This is a genomic window from Falsiruegeria sp. JB4-1, from assembly GCF_055693495.1.
On the sequence record NZ_JBVFTZ010000001.1, the window covers coordinates 349,195 to 367,270 of the forward strand.

At 55.6% G+C, this 18,076-nt stretch carries 15 protein-coding genes and 3 pseudogenes; 8 read left to right on the forward strand and 10 right to left on the reverse strand.

Annotated elements, in window-relative coordinates; genetic code table 11:
- The first annotated feature begins 40 nt into the window (after nucleotides 1-40).
- From ACZ1HE_RS01695 to ACZ1HE_RS01705, 3 genes and pseudogenes are all read left to right on the forward strand, one after another.
- A pseudogene (locus tag ACZ1HE_RS01695) lies at nucleotides 41-729 on the forward strand (flagellar biosynthetic protein FliR).
- Entirely contained in the window at nucleotides 726-1,811 is a 1,086-nt protein-coding gene (gene flhB / locus ACZ1HE_RS01700) for a flagellar type III secretion system protein FlhB (RefSeq protein ID WP_472619289.1), read from the forward strand. The pseudogene ACZ1HE_RS01695 and the gene flhB overlap by 4 nt, the downstream one beginning before the upstream one ends.
- Entirely contained in the window at nucleotides 1,808-2,248 is a 441-nt protein-coding gene (locus ACZ1HE_RS01705) for a hypothetical protein (RefSeq protein ID WP_472619290.1), read from the forward strand. Before flhB ends, ACZ1HE_RS01705 begins: the two co-directional genes overlap by 4 nt.
- A gap of 295 nt (nucleotides 2,249-2,543) precedes the next feature.
- On the opposite strand, the pseudogene ACZ1HE_RS01710 reads toward ACZ1HE_RS01705, so the two are convergent.
- A pseudogene (locus ACZ1HE_RS01710) lies at nucleotides 2,544-3,657 on the reverse strand (S-(hydroxymethyl)glutathione dehydrogenase/class III alcohol dehydrogenase).
- Nucleotides 3,658-3,785: 128 nt separating this feature from the next.
- Here ACZ1HE_RS01710 and ACZ1HE_RS01715 point away from each other — a divergent pair.
- Nucleotides 3,786-4,073, forward strand: coding sequence for an I78 family peptidase inhibitor (locus ACZ1HE_RS01715; RefSeq protein WP_472619291.1), 288 nt, complete (start codon nucleotides 3,786-3,788; stop codon nucleotides 4,071-4,073).
- Here the strand turns inward: ACZ1HE_RS01715 and ACZ1HE_RS01720 are convergent.
- Nucleotides 4,070-4,504: a cytochrome c gene (locus ACZ1HE_RS01720; protein ID WP_472619292.1), complete on the reverse strand. Its 435-nt coding sequence runs from the start codon at nucleotides 4,502-4,504 to the stop codon at nucleotides 4,070-4,072. The genes ACZ1HE_RS01715 and ACZ1HE_RS01720 overlap by 4 nt on opposite strands.
- Before the next feature lie 96 nt (nucleotides 4,505-4,600).
- Between ACZ1HE_RS01720 and ACZ1HE_RS01725 the strand changes: the two are divergent.
- Nucleotides 4,601-6,251 (forward strand): annotated as a pseudogene (locus ACZ1HE_RS01725) (DUF6504 family protein).
- An 81-nt stretch (nucleotides 6,252-6,332) separates the two neighbouring features.
- Nucleotides 6,333-6,683 (forward strand): DUF2794 domain-containing protein, encoded by a 351-nt coding sequence (locus tag ACZ1HE_RS01730; protein WP_108785101.1) that lies wholly within the window; start codon nucleotides 6,333-6,335, stop codon nucleotides 6,681-6,683.
- Here the strand turns inward: ACZ1HE_RS01730 and ACZ1HE_RS01735 are convergent.
- The 5 genes from ACZ1HE_RS01735 to ACZ1HE_RS01755 all read right to left on the reverse strand — a co-directional run bounded on the left by ACZ1HE_RS01735 (nucleotide 6,657) and on the right by ACZ1HE_RS01755 (nucleotide 10,550).
- Nucleotides 6,657-7,430 (reverse strand): C40 family peptidase, encoded by a 774-nt coding sequence (locus tag ACZ1HE_RS01735; protein ID WP_472619293.1) that lies wholly within the window; start codon nucleotides 7,428-7,430, stop codon nucleotides 6,657-6,659. The genes ACZ1HE_RS01730 and ACZ1HE_RS01735 overlap by 27 nt on opposite strands.
- The gene (locus ACZ1HE_RS01740; RefSeq protein ID WP_472619294.1) at nucleotides 7,427-8,809 is read right to left on the reverse strand and encodes a leucyl aminopeptidase family protein; all 1,383 of its coding nucleotides are present in this window, start codon (nucleotides 8,807-8,809) and stop codon (nucleotides 7,427-7,429) included. Before ACZ1HE_RS01740 ends, ACZ1HE_RS01735 begins: the two co-directional genes overlap by 4 nt.
- Before the next feature lie 65 nt (nucleotides 8,810-8,874).
- Nucleotides 8,875-9,255 carry a hypothetical protein gene (locus tag ACZ1HE_RS01745; RefSeq protein ID WP_472619295.1) on the reverse strand — a complete coding sequence of 127 codons (381 nt, stop codon included), beginning with the start codon at nucleotides 9,253-9,255 and terminating at the stop codon, nucleotides 8,875-8,877.
- Between the two features lie 175 nt (nucleotides 9,256-9,430).
- Nucleotides 9,431-10,132 (reverse strand): maleate cis-trans isomerase family protein, encoded by a 702-nt coding sequence (locus ACZ1HE_RS01750; protein WP_472619296.1) that lies wholly within the window; start codon nucleotides 10,130-10,132, stop codon nucleotides 9,431-9,433.
- Nucleotide 10,133: 1 nt separating this feature from the next.
- On the reverse strand, nucleotides 10,134-10,550 hold the full coding sequence (locus tag ACZ1HE_RS01755) for an SRPBCC family protein (RefSeq protein WP_472619297.1): 417 nt from the start codon (nucleotides 10,548-10,550) through the stop codon (nucleotides 10,134-10,136).
- Between the two features lie 169 nt (nucleotides 10,551-10,719).
- Here ACZ1HE_RS01755 and ACZ1HE_RS01760 point away from each other — a divergent pair, with 169 nt between their 5' ends.
- Both ACZ1HE_RS01760 and ACZ1HE_RS01765 read left to right on the forward strand, forming a co-directional pair.
- Entirely contained in the window at nucleotides 10,720-12,216 is a 1,497-nt protein-coding gene (locus ACZ1HE_RS01760) for a trimethylamine methyltransferase family protein (RefSeq protein WP_472619298.1), read from the forward strand.
- Nucleotides 12,213-14,633 carry a GcvT family protein gene (locus tag ACZ1HE_RS01765; protein WP_472619299.1) on the forward strand — a complete coding sequence of 807 codons (2,421 nt, stop codon included), beginning with the start codon at nucleotides 12,213-12,215 and terminating at the stop codon, nucleotides 14,631-14,633. Before ACZ1HE_RS01760 ends, ACZ1HE_RS01765 begins: the two co-directional genes overlap by 4 nt.
- 23 nt (nucleotides 14,634-14,656) lie before the next feature.
- On the opposite strand, the gene ACZ1HE_RS01770 is transcribed toward ACZ1HE_RS01765, so the two are convergent.
- From ACZ1HE_RS01770 to ilvD, 3 genes are all read right to left on the reverse strand, one after another.
- Nucleotides 14,657-15,034: a hypothetical protein gene (locus ACZ1HE_RS01770; protein ID WP_472619300.1), complete on the reverse strand. Its 378-nt coding sequence runs from the start codon at nucleotides 15,032-15,034 to the stop codon at nucleotides 14,657-14,659.
- Nucleotides 15,035-15,045: 11 nt separating this feature from the next.
- Complete coding sequence (locus tag ACZ1HE_RS01775; RefSeq protein ID WP_472619301.1) at nucleotides 15,046-15,807, reverse strand: DUF6478 family protein; 762 nt, start codon at nucleotides 15,805-15,807, stop codon at nucleotides 15,046-15,048.
- 416 nt (nucleotides 15,808-16,223) lie between these two features.
- Nucleotides 16,224-17,957 (reverse strand): dihydroxy-acid dehydratase, encoded by a 1,734-nt coding sequence (gene ilvD / locus ACZ1HE_RS01780; protein ID WP_472619302.1) that lies wholly within the window; start codon nucleotides 17,955-17,957, stop codon nucleotides 16,224-16,226.
- Nucleotides 17,958-18,076 lie beyond the last annotated feature (119 nt).

The window sequence follows — 18,076 nt, forward strand, 5'->3', positions numbered from 1 at the left end:
ACTTTGGCATTTTCTTGTCGTCTTGTTCCGGGTTTCGGCGATGGTGTCCGTCATTCCGGCTTTTGGAGAACGTACTGTACCAACGCGCGTCAAGATGGCTGTCGCAATTGCATTCTCAGTCATTGTCGCCCCGGCCTTGGGCTCAGGATTTGTCGTTCAAAATTTTTATGCGTTTGTGATGATATTCTTGACGGAAGTTTCCATAGGTTTGGTCCTTGGCCTCGTCGTTCGACTCTTTGTTTTGGCATTGCAGACGGCAGGTTCAATCGCAGCTCAAGCCACGTCGTTGTCTCAAATTTTGGGTGGCGCCGCTGTGGAGCCGGTGCCGGCAATGGGATTTCTGTTGGTTGTTTCCGGGTTGACGCTTGCAGTGATGACAGGACTGCATGTCAAAGTAGCGGAATACGTCATCCTGAGTTATTCTCTTTTTCCCGTGGGGCTGTTTCCGAACGCAGCGGATTTAACCCCTTGGGGCATCAGGCAAGTGGCGTCGGTTTTTTCCTGGCGTTTGCTTTGGCTGCGCCATTCGTGATTGCATCATTGCTTTACAACCTAGCAATGGGCGTCATTAACCGGGCGATGCCTCAGCTCATGGTTGCGTTTGTTGGGGCGCCGGCGATCACGCTTGGCGGGCTCTTCCTTTTGTTCGCGACAACCCCACTGCTGTTAACAATCTGGGTGGACGCCATGAATGGGTTCCTCACTAACCCGGTCCAGGGGCAACCATGAGCAATTTGGACGAAGACACCGAAAAATCCTTCGATCCAACCCCGCAGAAACTTCAAAAGGCCAGGGAAAAAGGCGAGGTCGCCAAGTCGGCCGATCTGTCGATCGTTGCAGCTTATGCTGGGATGATGCTGGCGTTTCTAACATTAGGCAGTTCTTCCGCTTTGTCGCTGGGAACAACGTTGGTCGTTTTCTTGGACCAGCCTGAAAGTCTGTCGCGCTTGTTGGTCGAAGGCCCGTCGCCAGGCCCCGCTGGCGGTATGATCGGTTCGATTGGCCTTTCGATCTTGCCATTGTTTGCGATACCCATGGTTGCAGTTATTTTGTCCGTCGTCGCGCAACGAGCTTTTGTTGTGTCGGCAAGTAAAGTAAAGCCAAAACTGTCTCGTATCTCGTTGATTGCAAATGCAAAAAACAAGTTCGGGCGGGCCGGACTGTTTGAGTTTGCAAAAAGCTTCATCAAGTTGTCGCTCTACTCGCTGAGCCTGGGTGTCTTTCTGCGCCTCAACATGAGCGACATCGTTTCAATGACAGGAGTCGAACCGCGTATCGTGGTTCCATTGATGTTGAAGCTTGTTTTTCGGTTTCTTTTCTTAGTGTTGGCGATCGCACTCTTGATCGGGTCAGTTGACTACATCTGGCAGTATTTTGAACATATCCGCAAAAACCGCATGAGCCGAAAGGAAGTCACCGACGAAACGAAGGACAGCGAAGGCGATCCGCACATGAAGCAACAGCGACGTCAAAAGGGTCAGCAAATTGCAATGAACCAGATGATGGCGGATGTACCAACTGCGGATGTCGTGATTGTAAACCCCACTCACTATGCAGTGGTACTAAAATGGTCGCGATTGCCGGGGGCGGCGCCGGTATGTGTTGCAAAAGGTGTCGACCAAGTCGCGGCAAAGATCCGGCAAGTGGCAAATGAAAACGGGGTGCCCATTCAGCAAGATCCACCAACTGCACGCGCGCTACATGCCACTGTCGAAATTGGTCAGGAAATCGCCGAGGAACACTACCAGCCGGTGGCCGCAGCTATTCGGTTTGCGGAAAATGTACGCAAGAAAGCACGAGGTAGAATTTGAGAAAAACGGAACACCTCAGTCGATTGCTTCAGGTTTGCGAGGCAAAATACATTCAGGAATATGAGGCCATTAAAGACATTTTGCGACAAGAAACTAGAATTCAGGGTCAGCTCAATCGTCTTGATGCACAGGTCGTGTCGGCAATGTCAGAAAGCCAACAAACACTCTCGGTCCAAATGGTGGGTGTCGATGTTCTTTGGCGTGGGTGGGAGTCACGTACTCGTCGGTTGTTGAATACTGAGCTGGCTCAGGTGCGCGCAAAGAAGTTGGACGCAATGGGGCGTTTGAGAAAGGCATTCGGGCAAAAAGAAGCGTTACAGCAGCTTGAGGCACGCAGTAAGGCAACGCAAAAAAAACGCGAGGTCGATCGTCACAATGACAACCTGGTTTTAGGGAGTTTGTTTACGTCTACTCAAAATCCACGTGAGTCAGTATAGCTAGATTCACACACTTGGCAGTGTCAGCGGATCAGAAGATTGCACATCCAAAGGATACATGTGGCTTATGGACGATCTACTTTCGTTTTCGTTCGAAGCGCATTTCCCGAAAGCCAACACAATCAACTTACTCGCCTTCTTGAGTGTATTTATATCATAATACGAGCTGCTAGAGATGCTCCGACTGCCTGATGAGTTCGAGGGAGGCCCACCCATCTAAAAAGGGAGGCTCGTCTCCAAGCCTCCCTGCAAAATTTGTCTCTGTGCGACGTGACGCACTTGGGATGTGTGAAGGTTAATACAATACAACCGAACGGATCGATTCACCCGCGTGCATCAGATCGAAACCTTTGTTGATATCATTTAGCCCCATGGTGTGAGTGATCATCGGGTCGATTTCGATTTTACCTTCCATGTACCAGTCGACGATCTTTGGAACGTCGGTGCGCCCACGGGCACCACCGAACGCGGTCCCGCGCCACGAACGACCGGTGACCAACTGGAAAGGACGAGTCGAAATTTCAGCGCCTGCAGGCGCCACGCCGATGATGATCGATTCACCCCAGCCCTTGTGCGCAGCTTCCAGCGCGGTACGCATCACGCCGACATTGCCTGTGGCGTCGAATGTGTAATCTGCGCCGCCCTTGGTCAGGTTGACGAGATAGGGGACCATATCGCCTTCGACCTCTGACGGATTGACGAAATCGGTCATGCCGAATTTGGTGGCCATTTCCACCTTGGAGGGGTTCAGGTCAACGCCGACGATCTGATCCGCACCTGCCAGACGCAGGCCCTGGATCACGTTCAGGCCGATACCACCCAGGCCGAACACGATGGCGCGGCTGCCGATTTCCACCTTGGCCGTGTTCAGAACGGCGCCGATACCAGTGGTCACGCCGCAGCCGATGTAGCAGATCTTGTCAAACGGCGCGTCCTCACGCACCTTGGCCAGCGCGATCTCGGGCAAGACAGTGTGGTTGGCGAAGGTCGAACAGCCCATGTAGTGCAGGATCGGATCGCCATCGAGTGTCGAAAAGCGCGAGGTGCCGTCAGGCATCAGGCCGCGGCCACTGGGTCTCGCGGATCGCTTGGCACAGGTTGGTCTTGCCGCTCAGGCAATATTCACACTCGCGGCATTCCGGGGTGTAGAGCGGAATGACGTGATCGCCCGGCTTAAGGGAGGTGACGCCCGGGCCAACTTCGACAACAACGCCTGCGCCTTCGTGACCTAGGATCGCGGGGAACAGCCCTTCGGGATCAGCGCCTGACAGCGTGAATTCGTCGGTGTGGCAAATGCCGGTGGCCTTGATCTCGACTAGAACCTCGCCCGCTTTGGGGCCTTCGAGGTTCACTTCCATGATCTCAAGCGGTTTTCCGGCCTGAACGGCGACGGCGGCGCGGGTACGCATACTGTAGTCTCCCAGCTAGTTTTCTTTTGACCCTGCGTTAATCTGCAGGTGTTTTCAACTGTCGTTTCGTGCCAAGGTTTCAAACAAAAGAACCCGACATTACCGACATTTATATAATGGGAGCGCCAATGAAACGGATTTTGTTTGCCTGCATTCTGGTATCAGCCTGTGATACCACTCAAGTTCCGGATGATACTGAAGTGGCCGCGGAGGCCTCTGCAATCGATTTGTCGATGTGCAAGATGCAGGATTTGACCACCAGTATTGGCCAACCTGTTTCCGATATCCAATCGTTGTTGCCGGAAGGGACCCGTGTTCTTGCACCAAACAGTGTGGCAACTCAGGACTATCGTCCGACTCGGGCCAATGTTTATGTCGATGTCAGAGGAACGATCACGCGGATTGCCTGCGGTTAAGGCTTTTTCCGAAAACTTTGATGACAGGACAGGCAGGCATTTATCATGTGCGGTAGTGTCTGCCTGAGCTTGCGCAGATTACGGGTATTCAACCCTTTGGCAGCTTTGCGTGCCTGCTTGGTTTGAATTTTGAAAGACCCCCATTGAGCCCATATTTGCGGGCTTGCATTCGATGCCGGGTCATTGGGATTTCTGCGGAACTTTCCAGCGATTTGACGCGTGTTTTTGATCAGGACACGCTGGGCTATACTTGCACGTTGGCTGTTAAAACCTTCGCGCCCCGAGGCCATTACCCCCAATGTTTCAATGGCCAGCCTTGAACTGCGCATAAGTGCGATGCGTTCGATGACGCGGGGGTGCTCTACGGCGATGATGTCCTCGGCGTTTGCGGAACCTAGCCCAAGCAAGGTTGCTAGGGCCAGCGCCGTCATTGTTCGACGAGTTAGTACGACTCGACTCGACATACGATTCTCAGCTATAGAACAAAAGAAGAACAAATTGCCGCCTGCTCTGTTGTTGCCCGTCCTATGTCCAACCGTCGAATCCTTTCCCTCTGGTTCCCGCGTCTTGGTGCGGAGCGGCTGGTGCGCGCCTCACGTGGTCTGCACGAGGGGCCACTGGCCGTTGTCGAAGAACAGTCCAACATGCAGGTTATCACCGCGTTAAATTTGGCAGCGCAACAGGCCGGTTTACGTGTGGGACAGCCGGTACGGGATGCTCATGCCATGTGCGGCGGGCTGATCACACGCGCCCGCAACGTCCCGGCCGAGGCGGCGTTTCTGACCGCATTGCGCCGCTGGGCGGGCAAATTCAGCCCCTGGGTGGCCGAGGAAGCCCCCGATGCATTGGTCGTCGATTTGAGTGGCTGCGCGCATCTGTTCGGCGGCGAGGCGACGCTGCTGGATGTCCTTCAGGCCGATTGCGCCGATATGGGCCTGTCGATGCAGATGGGCATTGCTGATACTTTGGGCGCGGCCTGGGCCCTGGCGCGGTTTGCCGGGCAAGAGGTCGGATCAGACCGTAGCGGTGATGCCATCAGCCAAGAGGCGCGCGCAACCCGGGCGCGGGCGGGCAAGCGGCGGCATTGGACCAGGGGCGGTGCGGCCCCGCAGGTGGTGACCGCAGGGGGGCGCGCGAATTTCAGCGCCCGGGCAAACCTATGGCGCGCTCAGCCCACTGCCGGTGGCAGCCCTGCGGTTGGATGATTCCACGGTGGCACAGTTGGGGCGGCTTGGCTTGCGCCGGGTCGGCGATTTGCTGGGCCAGCCGCGTGCCAGTCTGGCGCGCCGGTTCGGCAAGGGGCTGGTGTTGCGGCTGGATCAGGCCATGGGCAGCGCGCCTGAGCCTGTCTCGCCTGCGCAGCCGCATGTGCAGTTTGCAGTGCGGATGACCATGCCCGACCCGATCGGGTTGAAAGAGGACCTGATGGCCGGGATCGACCGTATCCTGCCCAGCTTGTGCGCCAAGCTCGAGGCGAAGGGCATGGGCGCGCGTCATATCCGGCTTGAGGCGCACCGCACGGATCAGGCGGCAGAGGTGTTGACCGTGGGGCTTGCTCGACCGTCACACGACCCACACCGCATCCGGCCTCTGCTGGAGCTGAAGATCGACCAGATCGACGCAGGTTATGGCATCGACATGCTGCGGCTGATGGCGGTCCAGGTCGAGCCGGTTCATGCTCGCACCCTGGCGGGGCACGCCGACGCCAGCCGCGCGGTGCGTGATCGGTTGGCGGGCAATACAGGTGTGGATGACCTGATCGGCAAGCTGGGCGCGCGGGTGGGTCTGGATGCGATCACGCGCCTGCACCCGGCCTCGTCTCATATCCCCGAGAAGACAGCCCAAACCCTTGCGGCGGCTTGGTCGGAACCTGCACAGGGCTGGCCCAACCCACCTACGCCGCGCCCGCTGCTGATGTGGCAACCCGAGCCGGTCATGGCACCGGACAACCCCACCGTGCCGGGGCGCTTTCGCTGGCGCGGGCGTGACTGGACCTTGGCCGAGGCACGGGGGCCGGAACGGATCGCGCCGGAATGGTGGCTGGACGATCCGAACTGGCGCAGCGGGGTGCGGGATTATTGGGTTGTGGTGACCGAACAGGGGCACCGGTTGTGGCTCTATTTCGGGCATGGCGGGGCGATGTCGTCGGGGTGGTTCTGTCAGGGCAGTTTTGCGTGACAGGCGCGCTTTGGGTCACAGATGCGCGCGGAAAATCGCGACAGGCTTGATTAACGGATCATTTGCGGCAAACTTGTAGTCATGAACATGCAGCCTCCTAGCCCATTTTCGCCGGGGTCGGCAGACACACAAGTCGCCTTTGACCGGCGCGAACTGTCAGTCATTCTTTCTGTCTATGGTCGGATGGTCGCCGCCGGTGAATGGCGTGATTACGGCATTTCCAGCCTGCGCGAAATGGCGGTGTTTTCAGTCTTTCGCCGGACGGCTGAACACCCACTCTACCGGATCGAAAAGCGCCCTAAGCTGCGCAATCGGCAGGGGATGTATTCGGTCGTGGCAATGGACGGACAAATCCTAAAGCGGGGCCAGGATTTGAAAACGGTTCTGCGCGTGCTGGAAAGAAAGTTAATTCGCGCGGTTAACCTGGACTGATCCAAATAATAGTCGTTTGTGGGCTGTCACACGGCCATCGCCCTGTGCCTCGATTCGCGCGATGGCGGAGTCCAGCGGCTCAAACCGAACCGCCATGTGATGCGCATTTGCGTGTAGCAAGGTCGCCTCATCATAGACCCAACCAACATGCCCCTTCCAGAACAACAAATCCCCACGCCGTGGCGCGGTGCCCTCAACCAGCACCTGCCCAACCGCGCGTTCCTGATCGCCACTGTCACCGGGACAGGCGATACCACAGGCCAGCAAACCGGCCTGGACCAACCCAGAACAATCAAGTCCCAAGCGACTATTGCCACCCCAAAGATAGGGCGTTCCGAGAAACATTTCGGCCACTGTAACTGGATCGCTTTCCAGGGTGTCAGCAGAGACCAGATGTTGCTTGGGGATATACCCGAACTGGGTTTCGACAAAAGCGTCGCTCTCGTCCCGAGCCGTAATTCGACTGCCAAAACTCAACGACATGAGATCTGGTGATTTCATATTGGCTTCGGCATAGGCATGGGTGGCCAGTGTGTTGATCCAATGGGTGAAACCTCGCACCTCGGCGGTTACACCACGGGGGATAAACCCCTCGTATCCGTCTTTGGACGCTCGCACTTTAATCCAGTTACCGTCACGAGCGATCACATCGCAGGTGTCCCCCATCAACAGTTGACGATCTCGCGGCCCGTCAGGTGCACGCAGCAGGTCAACCACCGGTTCCGCAATCTGGATACACTCAGTCATAAGCCCAACATTTTCGGCAGAGCCTCGATCAAGGCGCGGGGGCCTTGACCGAACCCGCCTTTAGACCGGCCCGGTGCCTTGGTCGGTTGCCAGCTGTAGATGTCGAAATGCATGTAAGGTGTATCCGTCACGAAACGGCGCAGGAATAACGCTGCGGTGATCGAACCCGCAAACCCACCACTAGGGGCGTTGTCCAGATCGGCATACGTAGGCTCGATCATCGTCTCGTACGGCTCATGGAACGGCATGCGCCAGACGGGGTCGGCTGCTTTGATCGCAGCTTGGGACAGCGCCAGTGCGGCCGTGTCATCGTCCGTGTAGAATGGTGCGATATCTGGTCCAACAGCAACGCGGGCCGCACCCGTCAAAGTCGCCATGGAAATGATCAGGTCCGGCTTGTCTTCGTCTGCCAGGGAAACGGCATCGGCCAGCACCAGCCGCCCTTCGGCATCTGTATTATTGATTTCAACCGTCAATCCTTTGCGAGATTTCAGAATGTCGCCGGGGCGGAAGGCGTTGCCAGAGACAGAGTTTTCCACCGCTGGTATCAACACGCGCAGTTGCACTGGCAAATTCAATTCCATAATTGCGCGAGCCAGACCTAGAACGTTGGCAGAACCGCCCATGTCCTTTTTCATCAAAGCCATGGCAGAGGCCGGCTTCAAATCCAGCCCTCCGGTATCGAAACAGACCCCCTTGCCAACAAGCGTCAATTTTGGGCCGCTTGTTCCCCATGTAATTTCTATCAAACGAGGTGCTCGATCCGACGCCCGCCCGACCGCATGGATCATCGGCAGGTTCTGGCTCAACAATGCCTCGCCCTGGATTGTCTTGCACGCTGCACCAAACTCTGCGGCCAATTCTTCGGCTGCGTTTTGTAATTGATCCGGCCCCATGTCTGAGGCTGGAGAATTTACAAGGTCACGGATCATGCTTTCGGCATTGGCCAGAGTTTCGATGCGTGCGGTATCGATGCCCTGCGGCGTCACCAGCCTGGCTTTGGCAGGTTTAACGTCTTTGTAGCGATCAAATACATATCCGGTCATCAACCAACCAAAACACTCCGTAGCGAGAATGTCCTGATCGAGATCACAAATCAGATCATAAGACCCCTCAGGCAGATTTTCGGCGGCGGCGGCTAGGACGAAGCGCTTGCGGGCACGCGTTTTGTCGGTACCAAAACCCGCGACCGCCATGGCTTGAACATCATTTACCTCAGGAACAAGAACCGACTGCCCTATCGCACCGGTAAATCCATTGAGGTTCAACCAGTCCTGCACGCTTGACGGCTGTTCCTTCAGCCACGTCTCGCAACCGTCCTGATCGACGACGTGCAAAGGTATAGTGGAATCGGTACGGTTGACGAAACTCAGGGTCATCAGATGCGCTCGCTCGCTGGAATACTCAGGTAGACTAACGGGCGCGCATCTGTCCGCAAGACCTGTCAGACTGAAAGGTCTTGTAAATCCCAGACCGCGGTAAGGGATCGCTCTCCGACCCGGATCAGTCGAAACAGTGTTGCACTGGTCGCGACGTGATCTGTGGCGTCCACTGAGCGCGTGACATCCGACGCCACTTGGGCCAGAGCCGTCATCCCGATCTGTTCTGAAATGGCAATCAGGGATCGAGCGCTTTTGCGCAAGGCCATCCAATCTTGCTGACGCCAAAGTCGCTCACATTGAGAAAGACGTACAGCGAGTTCTTCTATCGCCCGGCAAACGACGTCTTCTGCTCCGGAATCGCCAAGCTGACGATAAAGATGGCTCAACCGGTCAGAATCCAATCGGACGGGTTCGTTTTGTATTAGAGAAATAATGTTATCCACCACAGATACCCCAAACTTTGCACCCCCACGGCACAAGAGGCATCATTCGCCCAACAAGTTTTCAAATCGTTGTCAGAGGCCACATAAGTTAGGGTATTTTTATTAAATTTCAGTTGTTTGCGCCGATCAAGGAGATCGCCCTGCACGAGCCATCATGTTGAGAGCACGAGAGGTTTTACATTTTGAACAGAGAGCCGTGGCCGTCTATGCGATCGTTGATGCCGATTTTGCGAAGTGTGTTCCAATAGACCGCTGCATTGCACGCAATCACTGGCTTGGATAACTCGGTTTCAAGCTCCTCAATCAACCCGACGACTGGAAGTGCTGTCCCAACCTGTAGGATGGCGTCACAGTCAGATGCTGCAACGTTTCTGAAAACTTTGCGTATCTCATCCAGCGGCGTCTCGCATATCTCAGGCAGCGATGGTGCGCAGGTACCCGCAATTGCAACAACTTCAAATCCTGCGGCCTCGGCGTTGGATCTTACATTCACATCGATTTCCGGGGTGAACGGAGTGACGATCGCGATCCTTTTAGCGCCGAACGTCCCAAGAGCCGCATAGTTAGATGACGAGGCGTTAAGTACAGGGACGTTAATTGCATCTTCCAGTTCGGTGCAGCGCCGAACGAGCCGCTCGACACCGCCAGGCCCTGCATCGGTGGTCAACCCGATGCAAATGGCTGCAGGGTCGCAATCCATCAACTTCTGCGCCTCATTGATCAAGTCATCTGAAATGTTTTCACCACCCAGACGAAACCTCTGCATCTGATTGGTGACGCCATCGGGGCGCAAAAGTTCCAGTTCTGGTTGAACCACCGTGTTCATGGCGGGGGTCATTACACCAATAATTGCACGCGAAGCGAGTGTGTCGCTCATGTCAGCACCCTTTCAGAAAATCATTCAGGCCGTTCATTCCGTTGATGTAGATTTGGTCACCCACGATGGCAGCCATCTCTTCTTCTATCTCTTCGGGACAGTCGAACCGGCTCTCCCAAATGCCCAGAGTGCAATCCGAATGCGTGATCGGAACGAACCGATGGGTCGAGATGTAGTTGCGAACAGGCAGAGGGCTCTCAAGGATGTCATAGGTATAGAAGCAGTCGTTGTCCGAGAGTTCCAACAGCGTTTCGCGAAATGTGGTTCCATCAACGATTTCAAGGCGACGCACATTGCCAACGCTACACCCATCGCCGGTCTCCATCGTCGCTTTGGCGACAGCAGGATTCCACTTTGAAACACCGTCAAACTCTCGAACAATCGACCAGATTTGATCAATGGGGGCATTCAAGATCATGCTTCTAAAGACATGCATCGTCGCAAAAACTCCTCTGAACTTGTTTGACAGTAGATTACAACTTCGACCGTCTGCAGGTAAAAAACGACACTGACAACGTCGCATTCTCTATAGCAACACATTGACGGTTCCACTTCCTTGATCACAGGGGACGACTTTGGAGTGGAGCTTGGCAAGGCGGGCGCGCGCAAAACAGAAAACAGCCAGCCACGGAGCAACCGCCCCGCCAATCGGTGGGCGTTTCCAACCCCTTGGGCCGCGACGTCTGACACAGATAATCGATGCAGCGTTTTCAATCCTGGAACGAATAGGAATGGACGATTGTCCCGGCGATGTCGCCGATCTGGTCATTTCGGCCGGGGCGGTAAGGCGCGCAGACGGGCGATTGTGCTTTCCGCGTCAGATGGTGGAATCTTGCATTGCAAAGGCTGCTAAAAAAATTGACCTACCGGGCTTTGCTGACGACTTTGGCCTGACCATCGGAGGTGGAGCTGTTCATATCGGAACAGGTGGTGCGGCTGTCGAAGTCCGTGATGCCCAAGGGGCCTTCCGATCATCGACTTTGGCGGATCTGTATCAACTTATGCAAATTGTTGGACGGTCCGAGAATATCCACTACGGAGTCCGGCCCATTGTTGCACGGGATATGCCGTCTGCTTGGGACATGGACGTCAATACAGCCTTTGCTTGTCTAAAGGCGTGCCCCAAGCCGATTGGCATTAGCTTTGACACTGCGGATCACGTCAGGCGCATTGCCAAAATGTTCGACCTGGCTTTGGGAAAAGATGATGGGTTTCGCCGCCAACCCTTTTGCATGGGTGTCATTGTACATGCGGTTTCGCCCTTACGGTTTGCGCCAGAAGGGGTCGAAATCATGAAGGCGGCAATCGCTGCTGGCATGCCCTTACAAATTTGTACGGCGGCGCAGGCCGGAGCGACCAGTCCGGTAACATTGGCCGGAGCATTGGCGCAAGGATTGGCCGAAGCTCTTGCTGGTCTGGTAATTGCAAACATCCTGAAACCCGGATTTCCAACAATTTTGGCTTTCATGCCGTTCATCAGCGATTTGCGTACGGGTGCCATGACCGGGGGCAGCGGCGAGGCCGCTGTAGCAAACGCTGCGGCTGCGCAACTCTTGTTGCACCTGGGGTTACCCTCGACAGTATCTGCCGGAATGACCGATTCCAAAGTGCCGGACGCTCAGGCCGGTTACGAAAAAGGGTACACAGTCGCTCTGGCTGCGCAGGCCGGTGCAGACATGATCAACCTGAGTGTTGGGATGTTGGGATCGTTGATGGTGGCGTCAGCAGAGGCATTGGTGATCGACGACGACATGTGCGGCGCGATCCTGCGAACTGTGCGAGGTGTTGAATTGCCGGACGATTCCCTGGATCTGGACATGATCGAAGCTGTTGCCTGCGGCCCTGGTCACTTTCTGGGCGAGGCGCAAACGCTGGCTCGCATGAAAACCGAATATGTCTATCCAACACTTGCAGATCGCCAAAGTGTACAGGACTGGCAAGAGGCTGGACGTCCGGAATTGCTGGATCGTGCTCGGGCTAAGGTCGCCGAATTGACATCTGAGCCGCCAATTCATCTTTCTAAAGAGCGTGAATCGGTAATCCGGGATGTGTTCGACATCAAGTTACCAGAGGATCGGAAATGAAAGATCACAAACAGGTGGTTGTTATCGGGGGTGGGGCAGTTGGGTGTTCTATCCTCTATCATCTCGCGCTGGCTGGCGTCACCGACACGATTCTTCTTGAGCGGGACGAATTAACCAGCGGTTCAACGTGGCATGCAGCAGGCAACATCCCGACATATGCAACCTCTTGGTTGGGCATGCGCGCAGGGAACTATGGCTCGAGGATGTACAAAGACCTTGCTGAAAAAACTGGCAGCCCAATCACCTACCGTCACACTGGAGCTTTCTGGCCAGCGCACACGATCGAGCGGATGGATTTGTTTGGCCACATCGAAGGCATTGCCAAAAGCGCAGGCTTCGACCTTCACCGTTTGAGTCCGGATGAAATGGCAGCGATGCATCCATTTTGGTCCCCGGGCGATACTGTTATTGGCGGGATACTTGACCCCTATGAAGGGGATATAGATCCAAGCCAACTAACGCAGGCGCTTGCAAAGGGTGCCCGTGAACTTGGCGCTGAAATCAAAAGATTTTCGCCCGTGACGGGCATCAAACAAAACCCGAGCGGAGAATGGGTGGTGTCGACCCCTGATGGGTCTGTGACTACAGAAATCGTTATTAATGCAGCTGGGTTCTATGGGGCGAAAGTGGCAGAAATGGCTGGTCTGAGCACACCTGTCATTACTCTGGAGCATCAATACCTGGTCACGGACTCCCTAGCCGAGCTCGAAGCGTACCCGGACTTGTTTCCATTGGTTAGAGACCCGGATATTCGGTTCTATTTGCGTCGGGAACGAAACGCATTTCTGCTTGGCTCCTATGCCCATGCGGGACGTCCAGCTTGGCCTGACAGTGGTCCGCCAAATGATTTCGCGCATCAGCTTTTTCCTGACAGTGTCGAGGATATCCTTGACGTTCTGGACGATACGATTGCCCACGTTCCTTTGTTGGCCAAGGCCGGCGCGCAGCGTTTCGTGAATGGTCCTATTGCCTATGCGCCCGATGCGATGCCTCTTGTGGGGCCTGCCGCTGGGGTTCGAAACTTCTATCATGCAACCGGGGTGCAGATCGGTATCACGCACTCGGCAGCTATTGGCAAGGCTATGGCCGAATGGATCACCGAAGGCGAAACCGAATGGGACTTGTCAGCCTGGGACCCCAGACGCTTTGGCAAATGGGCTACACAGGATTATGCCCATGCTCGGGCTTCGGAGCACTACGACCTGCAATACGCCATTCCTTATCCCCACCGAAACATGCTTTCTGGGCGGCCACTTCAGCGAACGCCTTTGTACTCAAGGCTGAAGGCTTCAGGGGCTGTGATGGGTCAAATAGGTGGATGGGAACGAGCGTTCTGGTTCGAGACTGCCGAGCATCCTGACAACGGTACATTGAGTTTTCACGAAGAACCCTGGCAAGCCGCGGTACATCAGGAGTGTATGACAGTAGCAGGCTCGGTTGGCGTGATGGATCACGGAGGTTTCACCAAATTCACCGTCGAGGGACCGAGGTCGGCCGAATATCTGGATCGTGTTTTCTGTGGAGCCGTTCCTGAGGTTGGCCGTATCAAGCTTAGCTATTTGCTGACCCCTAAAGGGCGTATTTGGTCCGAGGCCACGATCGCCAGGCTGGATGAAGACAGGTTCCTGCTGTGCGGTCCGACACTTGCCAATCTGAGGGATCTTGATTTTCTGCAATCCCAACTGCCTAGTAGCGGCGTCTCACTGGTGTCAGGGCACGTCATGGATGGTGCGCTGATGGTTATGGGGCCCAAGTCCCGCGATGTTCTCTCATTGCTAACCGCATCTGATTTGTCTGCGGAAGCCGCGCCGTGGATGTCTGTCGCAGAACTCCAGATCGCCGGAGTTGATGCGATTGCGATGCGTGTGTCTTACGTTGGCGAACTTGGGTGGGAATTGCACACAGCCAGCAGTGATTTGCCAGTCCTCTATGACGAACTGATGAACCGCGGTAAGGCTTTCGGAATTGGACAATTCGGATCTTATGCCTTGAACTCCATGCGTGTTGAAAAAGGATATCACGCTTGGGGTTCTGATTTCGGAACGGAATACACCCTGTTCGATGCTGGGTTGCAGAATTTTGCAAAACCTGCGGGCCGAAACTTTGTAGGCAGAGACGCAGTGTTGGAGCAAGCAATCCAAGAACCCAACTGGGAATGGGTCGGGCTTGAGCTTCTGGATGCGTCGCCCTGGCCTTTGGCATCTGAGCCGATCTTGAAAGGCGGTACCGCCATTGGGTACATCACTTCAGGAGCCTTTGGACCACGTACCCAAAAGATGCTTGCGCTTGGATATGTGTCCGGAGGTGCTGTTTCGATAGGTGAAGAATGCGCAGTTTCGATCCTTGGCGAGACATATCGGGCGCGGATACATGCTCCGGCACAATATGATCCAGGCAACGCCCGAATGCGCGCCTGACCAATGTGACTACGAGCCGAGCGTTACATGGTTTCCAGACAATGCCGCCGAAATGCCCGTTTCAACATGTCGAGTTCCGCCCGCAGCAAATCGACTTCGGCCCGTAAGTCGTCCGAGACAACTTCTCCGGCTATGAGCGAAAAGCTACCCAGTTTCTCATCTGTTGCATGATCGAAAATTACAAAGGTATGAACGCCGTCCGCGATTGCATGCTCTGGAATCGTGATCTTCAGATCCCAATAGCTACTCTCACCACCTTCAGTCAGCTCTACGTTTTCCAGGATCTGATCGAGGTATACAACGCGAATGTCAGGTCGTTTTCCCGTCGTGGGAGCGCCGGTTATACGGCCTTCCCATATACCGTTGCGTAGTCGGATTTTTGTCAGGTCAAGTTCGCTCATGCTTGATGTCCCTAAAGCGCAGCACGACGGTGCCGACAAAATGTGAGATCCCGGATCACAACCTGATTCATGTCTGGGGCTTCAAAGATCAGGTCGAGCCAGATCTTTTCGATCCGTTTTTCGTTCAGCCGTGAGTAAGCGAGGTCAAACTCCACCATCACGTTCTTTTCGTTCAGGGGCAGCTCCCGAACGATTTGTTCGGTGTTTGGACCATGTTTTATGTTCAGCCGCGCAAAGATTTCCAACGGTTTTTCGGTTTCGATAATCGTGTCGATGCGCAGCAGATGACCACGGGTCATGCCTTCTGCGGCTTCATTGGGCAAGTCGATCACCAACGACAGGAAAGAACCGTCGAATTTGAAAACGTCCATACGCAACCCAAACGGGGCAAGATCGGCTTCGCGCGTGTTTCGAAGCTGTCTCAGGGTCAGTTCCGAAAAATCGCAATCGTGAAACAGAGTGACTTCTTCCCCTAGTTTTGAACGAGAGGGGGCAGATGAAATCCCAAGTATCGACAACGGTCCGCGCCAGAGTTCTGGTCGCCACGACCAATCCGTGCCGTGGGGCTTGGGAAAATAGGATGAGCCGACAACCGGCAGTGCCAGCCGCCCATCGGCTATGTGGACCAGCTTGTTCAGATGGGTCCGAAGATCCCGCGCCTGATTGCGTTGGGTTCGCAACGTGGACAGATTTGCCGAGGCCGAACTCCGTGCAGCAAGACGCCAGCGCCGGAGCGCCCGTAAGTGAAACAACTGATCCAGTACCCTGCCCATATTCCATCCATCGCGCGTTGAACCGCGTTTCAATTCCTGTTTAACCGCAGGTTGTTAACCAAAGAACCCCAATACGTCGATTTGACACATTTTTTTGCACGAACCGTCAACAATTGGTTGCGGCATTTGTTTGTTCTTTCGGTGCTGGCTTTTTGCGTAAGTGTAACGAGATCGGCCAACAAATGGGCGCCTTCCTAGGTTGATGACAAGCCTTCCTCGTTGTCTTCAAGTGCCACGCCTACCTGCTTTCCATTTACGACAAAGGCAGACCGCCAATCTTGTGGACCAGCATCATTTACATCATGAGTTCTGGCGCTCAACTGCAATAGCGGAAACTCGTCGATGCAATACCCCTGAGGTGCCACCAACTTGACACCCCCCGTACTGTCGCCTCGATGGCGCCGACCAGCAAAACCTTACAATTCCATGTAGTCATGCTTTTCCGAACTTCCGCCGGGGTGGGTGACCGCCCCCTTGTAGGTCTCGCCCACCAATTGCGCGTACTTCCACAGTGCGCCTGACGCATAAATCGTTTCGCGCGGGCCGCTCCATTCAGCCCTGCGAGCGGTCAGTTCCGTGTCGTTCAGATCGACCGAGAGTGCACCGGTGATGGCGTTGATGGTGATCATGTCGCCGTCCTGCAACAAGGCGATCGGTCCGCCGTGCGCCGCTTCGGGGCCGACGTGACCGACGCAAAAGCCGCGTGTTGCACCGGAAAAGCGCCCGTCAGTGATAAGCGCCACCTTCTTGCCCATGCCCTGACCTGACAGCGCCGCTGTGGTCGCCAGCATCTCGCGCATGCCTGGCCCGCCTGACGGGCCTTCATTGCGGATCACGATCACTTCGCCCTCTTTGTAGGCGCGCTGTTGGACAGCATCAAAGGCATCCTGTTCGCATTCAAAAATCCGCGCCGGACCAGTGAACACAATGTCCTCATCCGCCATGCCCGCGATTTTCACGATAGCGCCTTCGGGGGCCAGATTACCTTTGAGGCCAACGACCCCACCTGTCGTCGACAGTGGCGTTTCGACGGGGTAAATCACCCGCCCGTCGGCGGCACGGTCGATTTGCGCCAGCTCTTCCGCAACGGTTTTTCCGGACGCTGTCATGCAGTCCTCGTGCAGCAACCCGGCCTTGGACAATTCCTTCATCACCACGGGCACGCCGCCTGCCTCATACAGATCCTTGGCCACATATTGCCCGCCGGGTTTCAAGTCGACGAAATAGGGCGTATCGCGGAAAATTTCGCAGACGTCATCCAAAAAGAAGTCGATCCCGGCCTCATGTGCCATCGCAGGTAGGTGCAGCCCCGCGTTGGTTGACCCGCCTGTACAGGCCACGATCCGAGCGGCATTTTCCAGCGACTTTCGGGTGACGATGTCACGTGCGCAAATGTTCTGATCGATCAGGTTCATCACAGCCTCTCCCGAGGCAATCGAATACTGATCACGGCTTTCATACGGCGCTGGTGCGCCCGACGAGTTGAACAACGCCAGTCCGATTGCTTCGGACACGCAGGCCATGGTGTTGGCGGTGAACTGCCCTCCACAGGCTCCGGCCGAGGGGCAAGCGACTGCTTCGAGTTTTTCCAACTCACACGTGGTCATGTGTCCGGCCTGATGCTGACCGACGGCCTCGAACACGTCCTGAATGGTGACGTCCTTGCCATCAATCCGGCCGGGCAGTATCGAACCGCCGTAAATGAACACGGATGGCACGTTCAGTCGGATCATTGCCATCATCATGCCCGGCAGAGACTTGTCACAGCCCGCCAGTCCAACCAAGGCGTCATAACTATGACCGCGCATGGTCAGTTCGACTGAATCCGCAATCGCCTCACGCGAGGCGAGCGAGCTGCGCATCCCTTCGTGTCCCATGGCGATGCCATCGGTGACAGTGATCGTGTTGAATTCGCGCGGAGTGCCAGATGCACTTTTGACTCCCAATTTGACAGCCTGGGCCTGACGGCTGAGCGCGATGTTGCAGGGCGCGGCCTCGTTCCAGCAAGTGGCCACCCCAACCAGTGGTTGGTGTATTTCATTTTCGCTCAGCCCCATCGCGTACAAAAACGCGCGATGTGGGGCGCGTTCTGGTCCCTCGGTGACGTGACGGCTTGGCAGTTTGGTCTTGTCGAACGTGCGGCGTTGCATGGCTGGCCTCCCTGATTTTCCCCTCTGATTTGAAATACCTGCCTGTGGATAACCGCACAAGGGCAGGGCAAAAACTGTTGGTGTGCGATCCTTGTAATTGAGGGGGTCAATGCTTACCG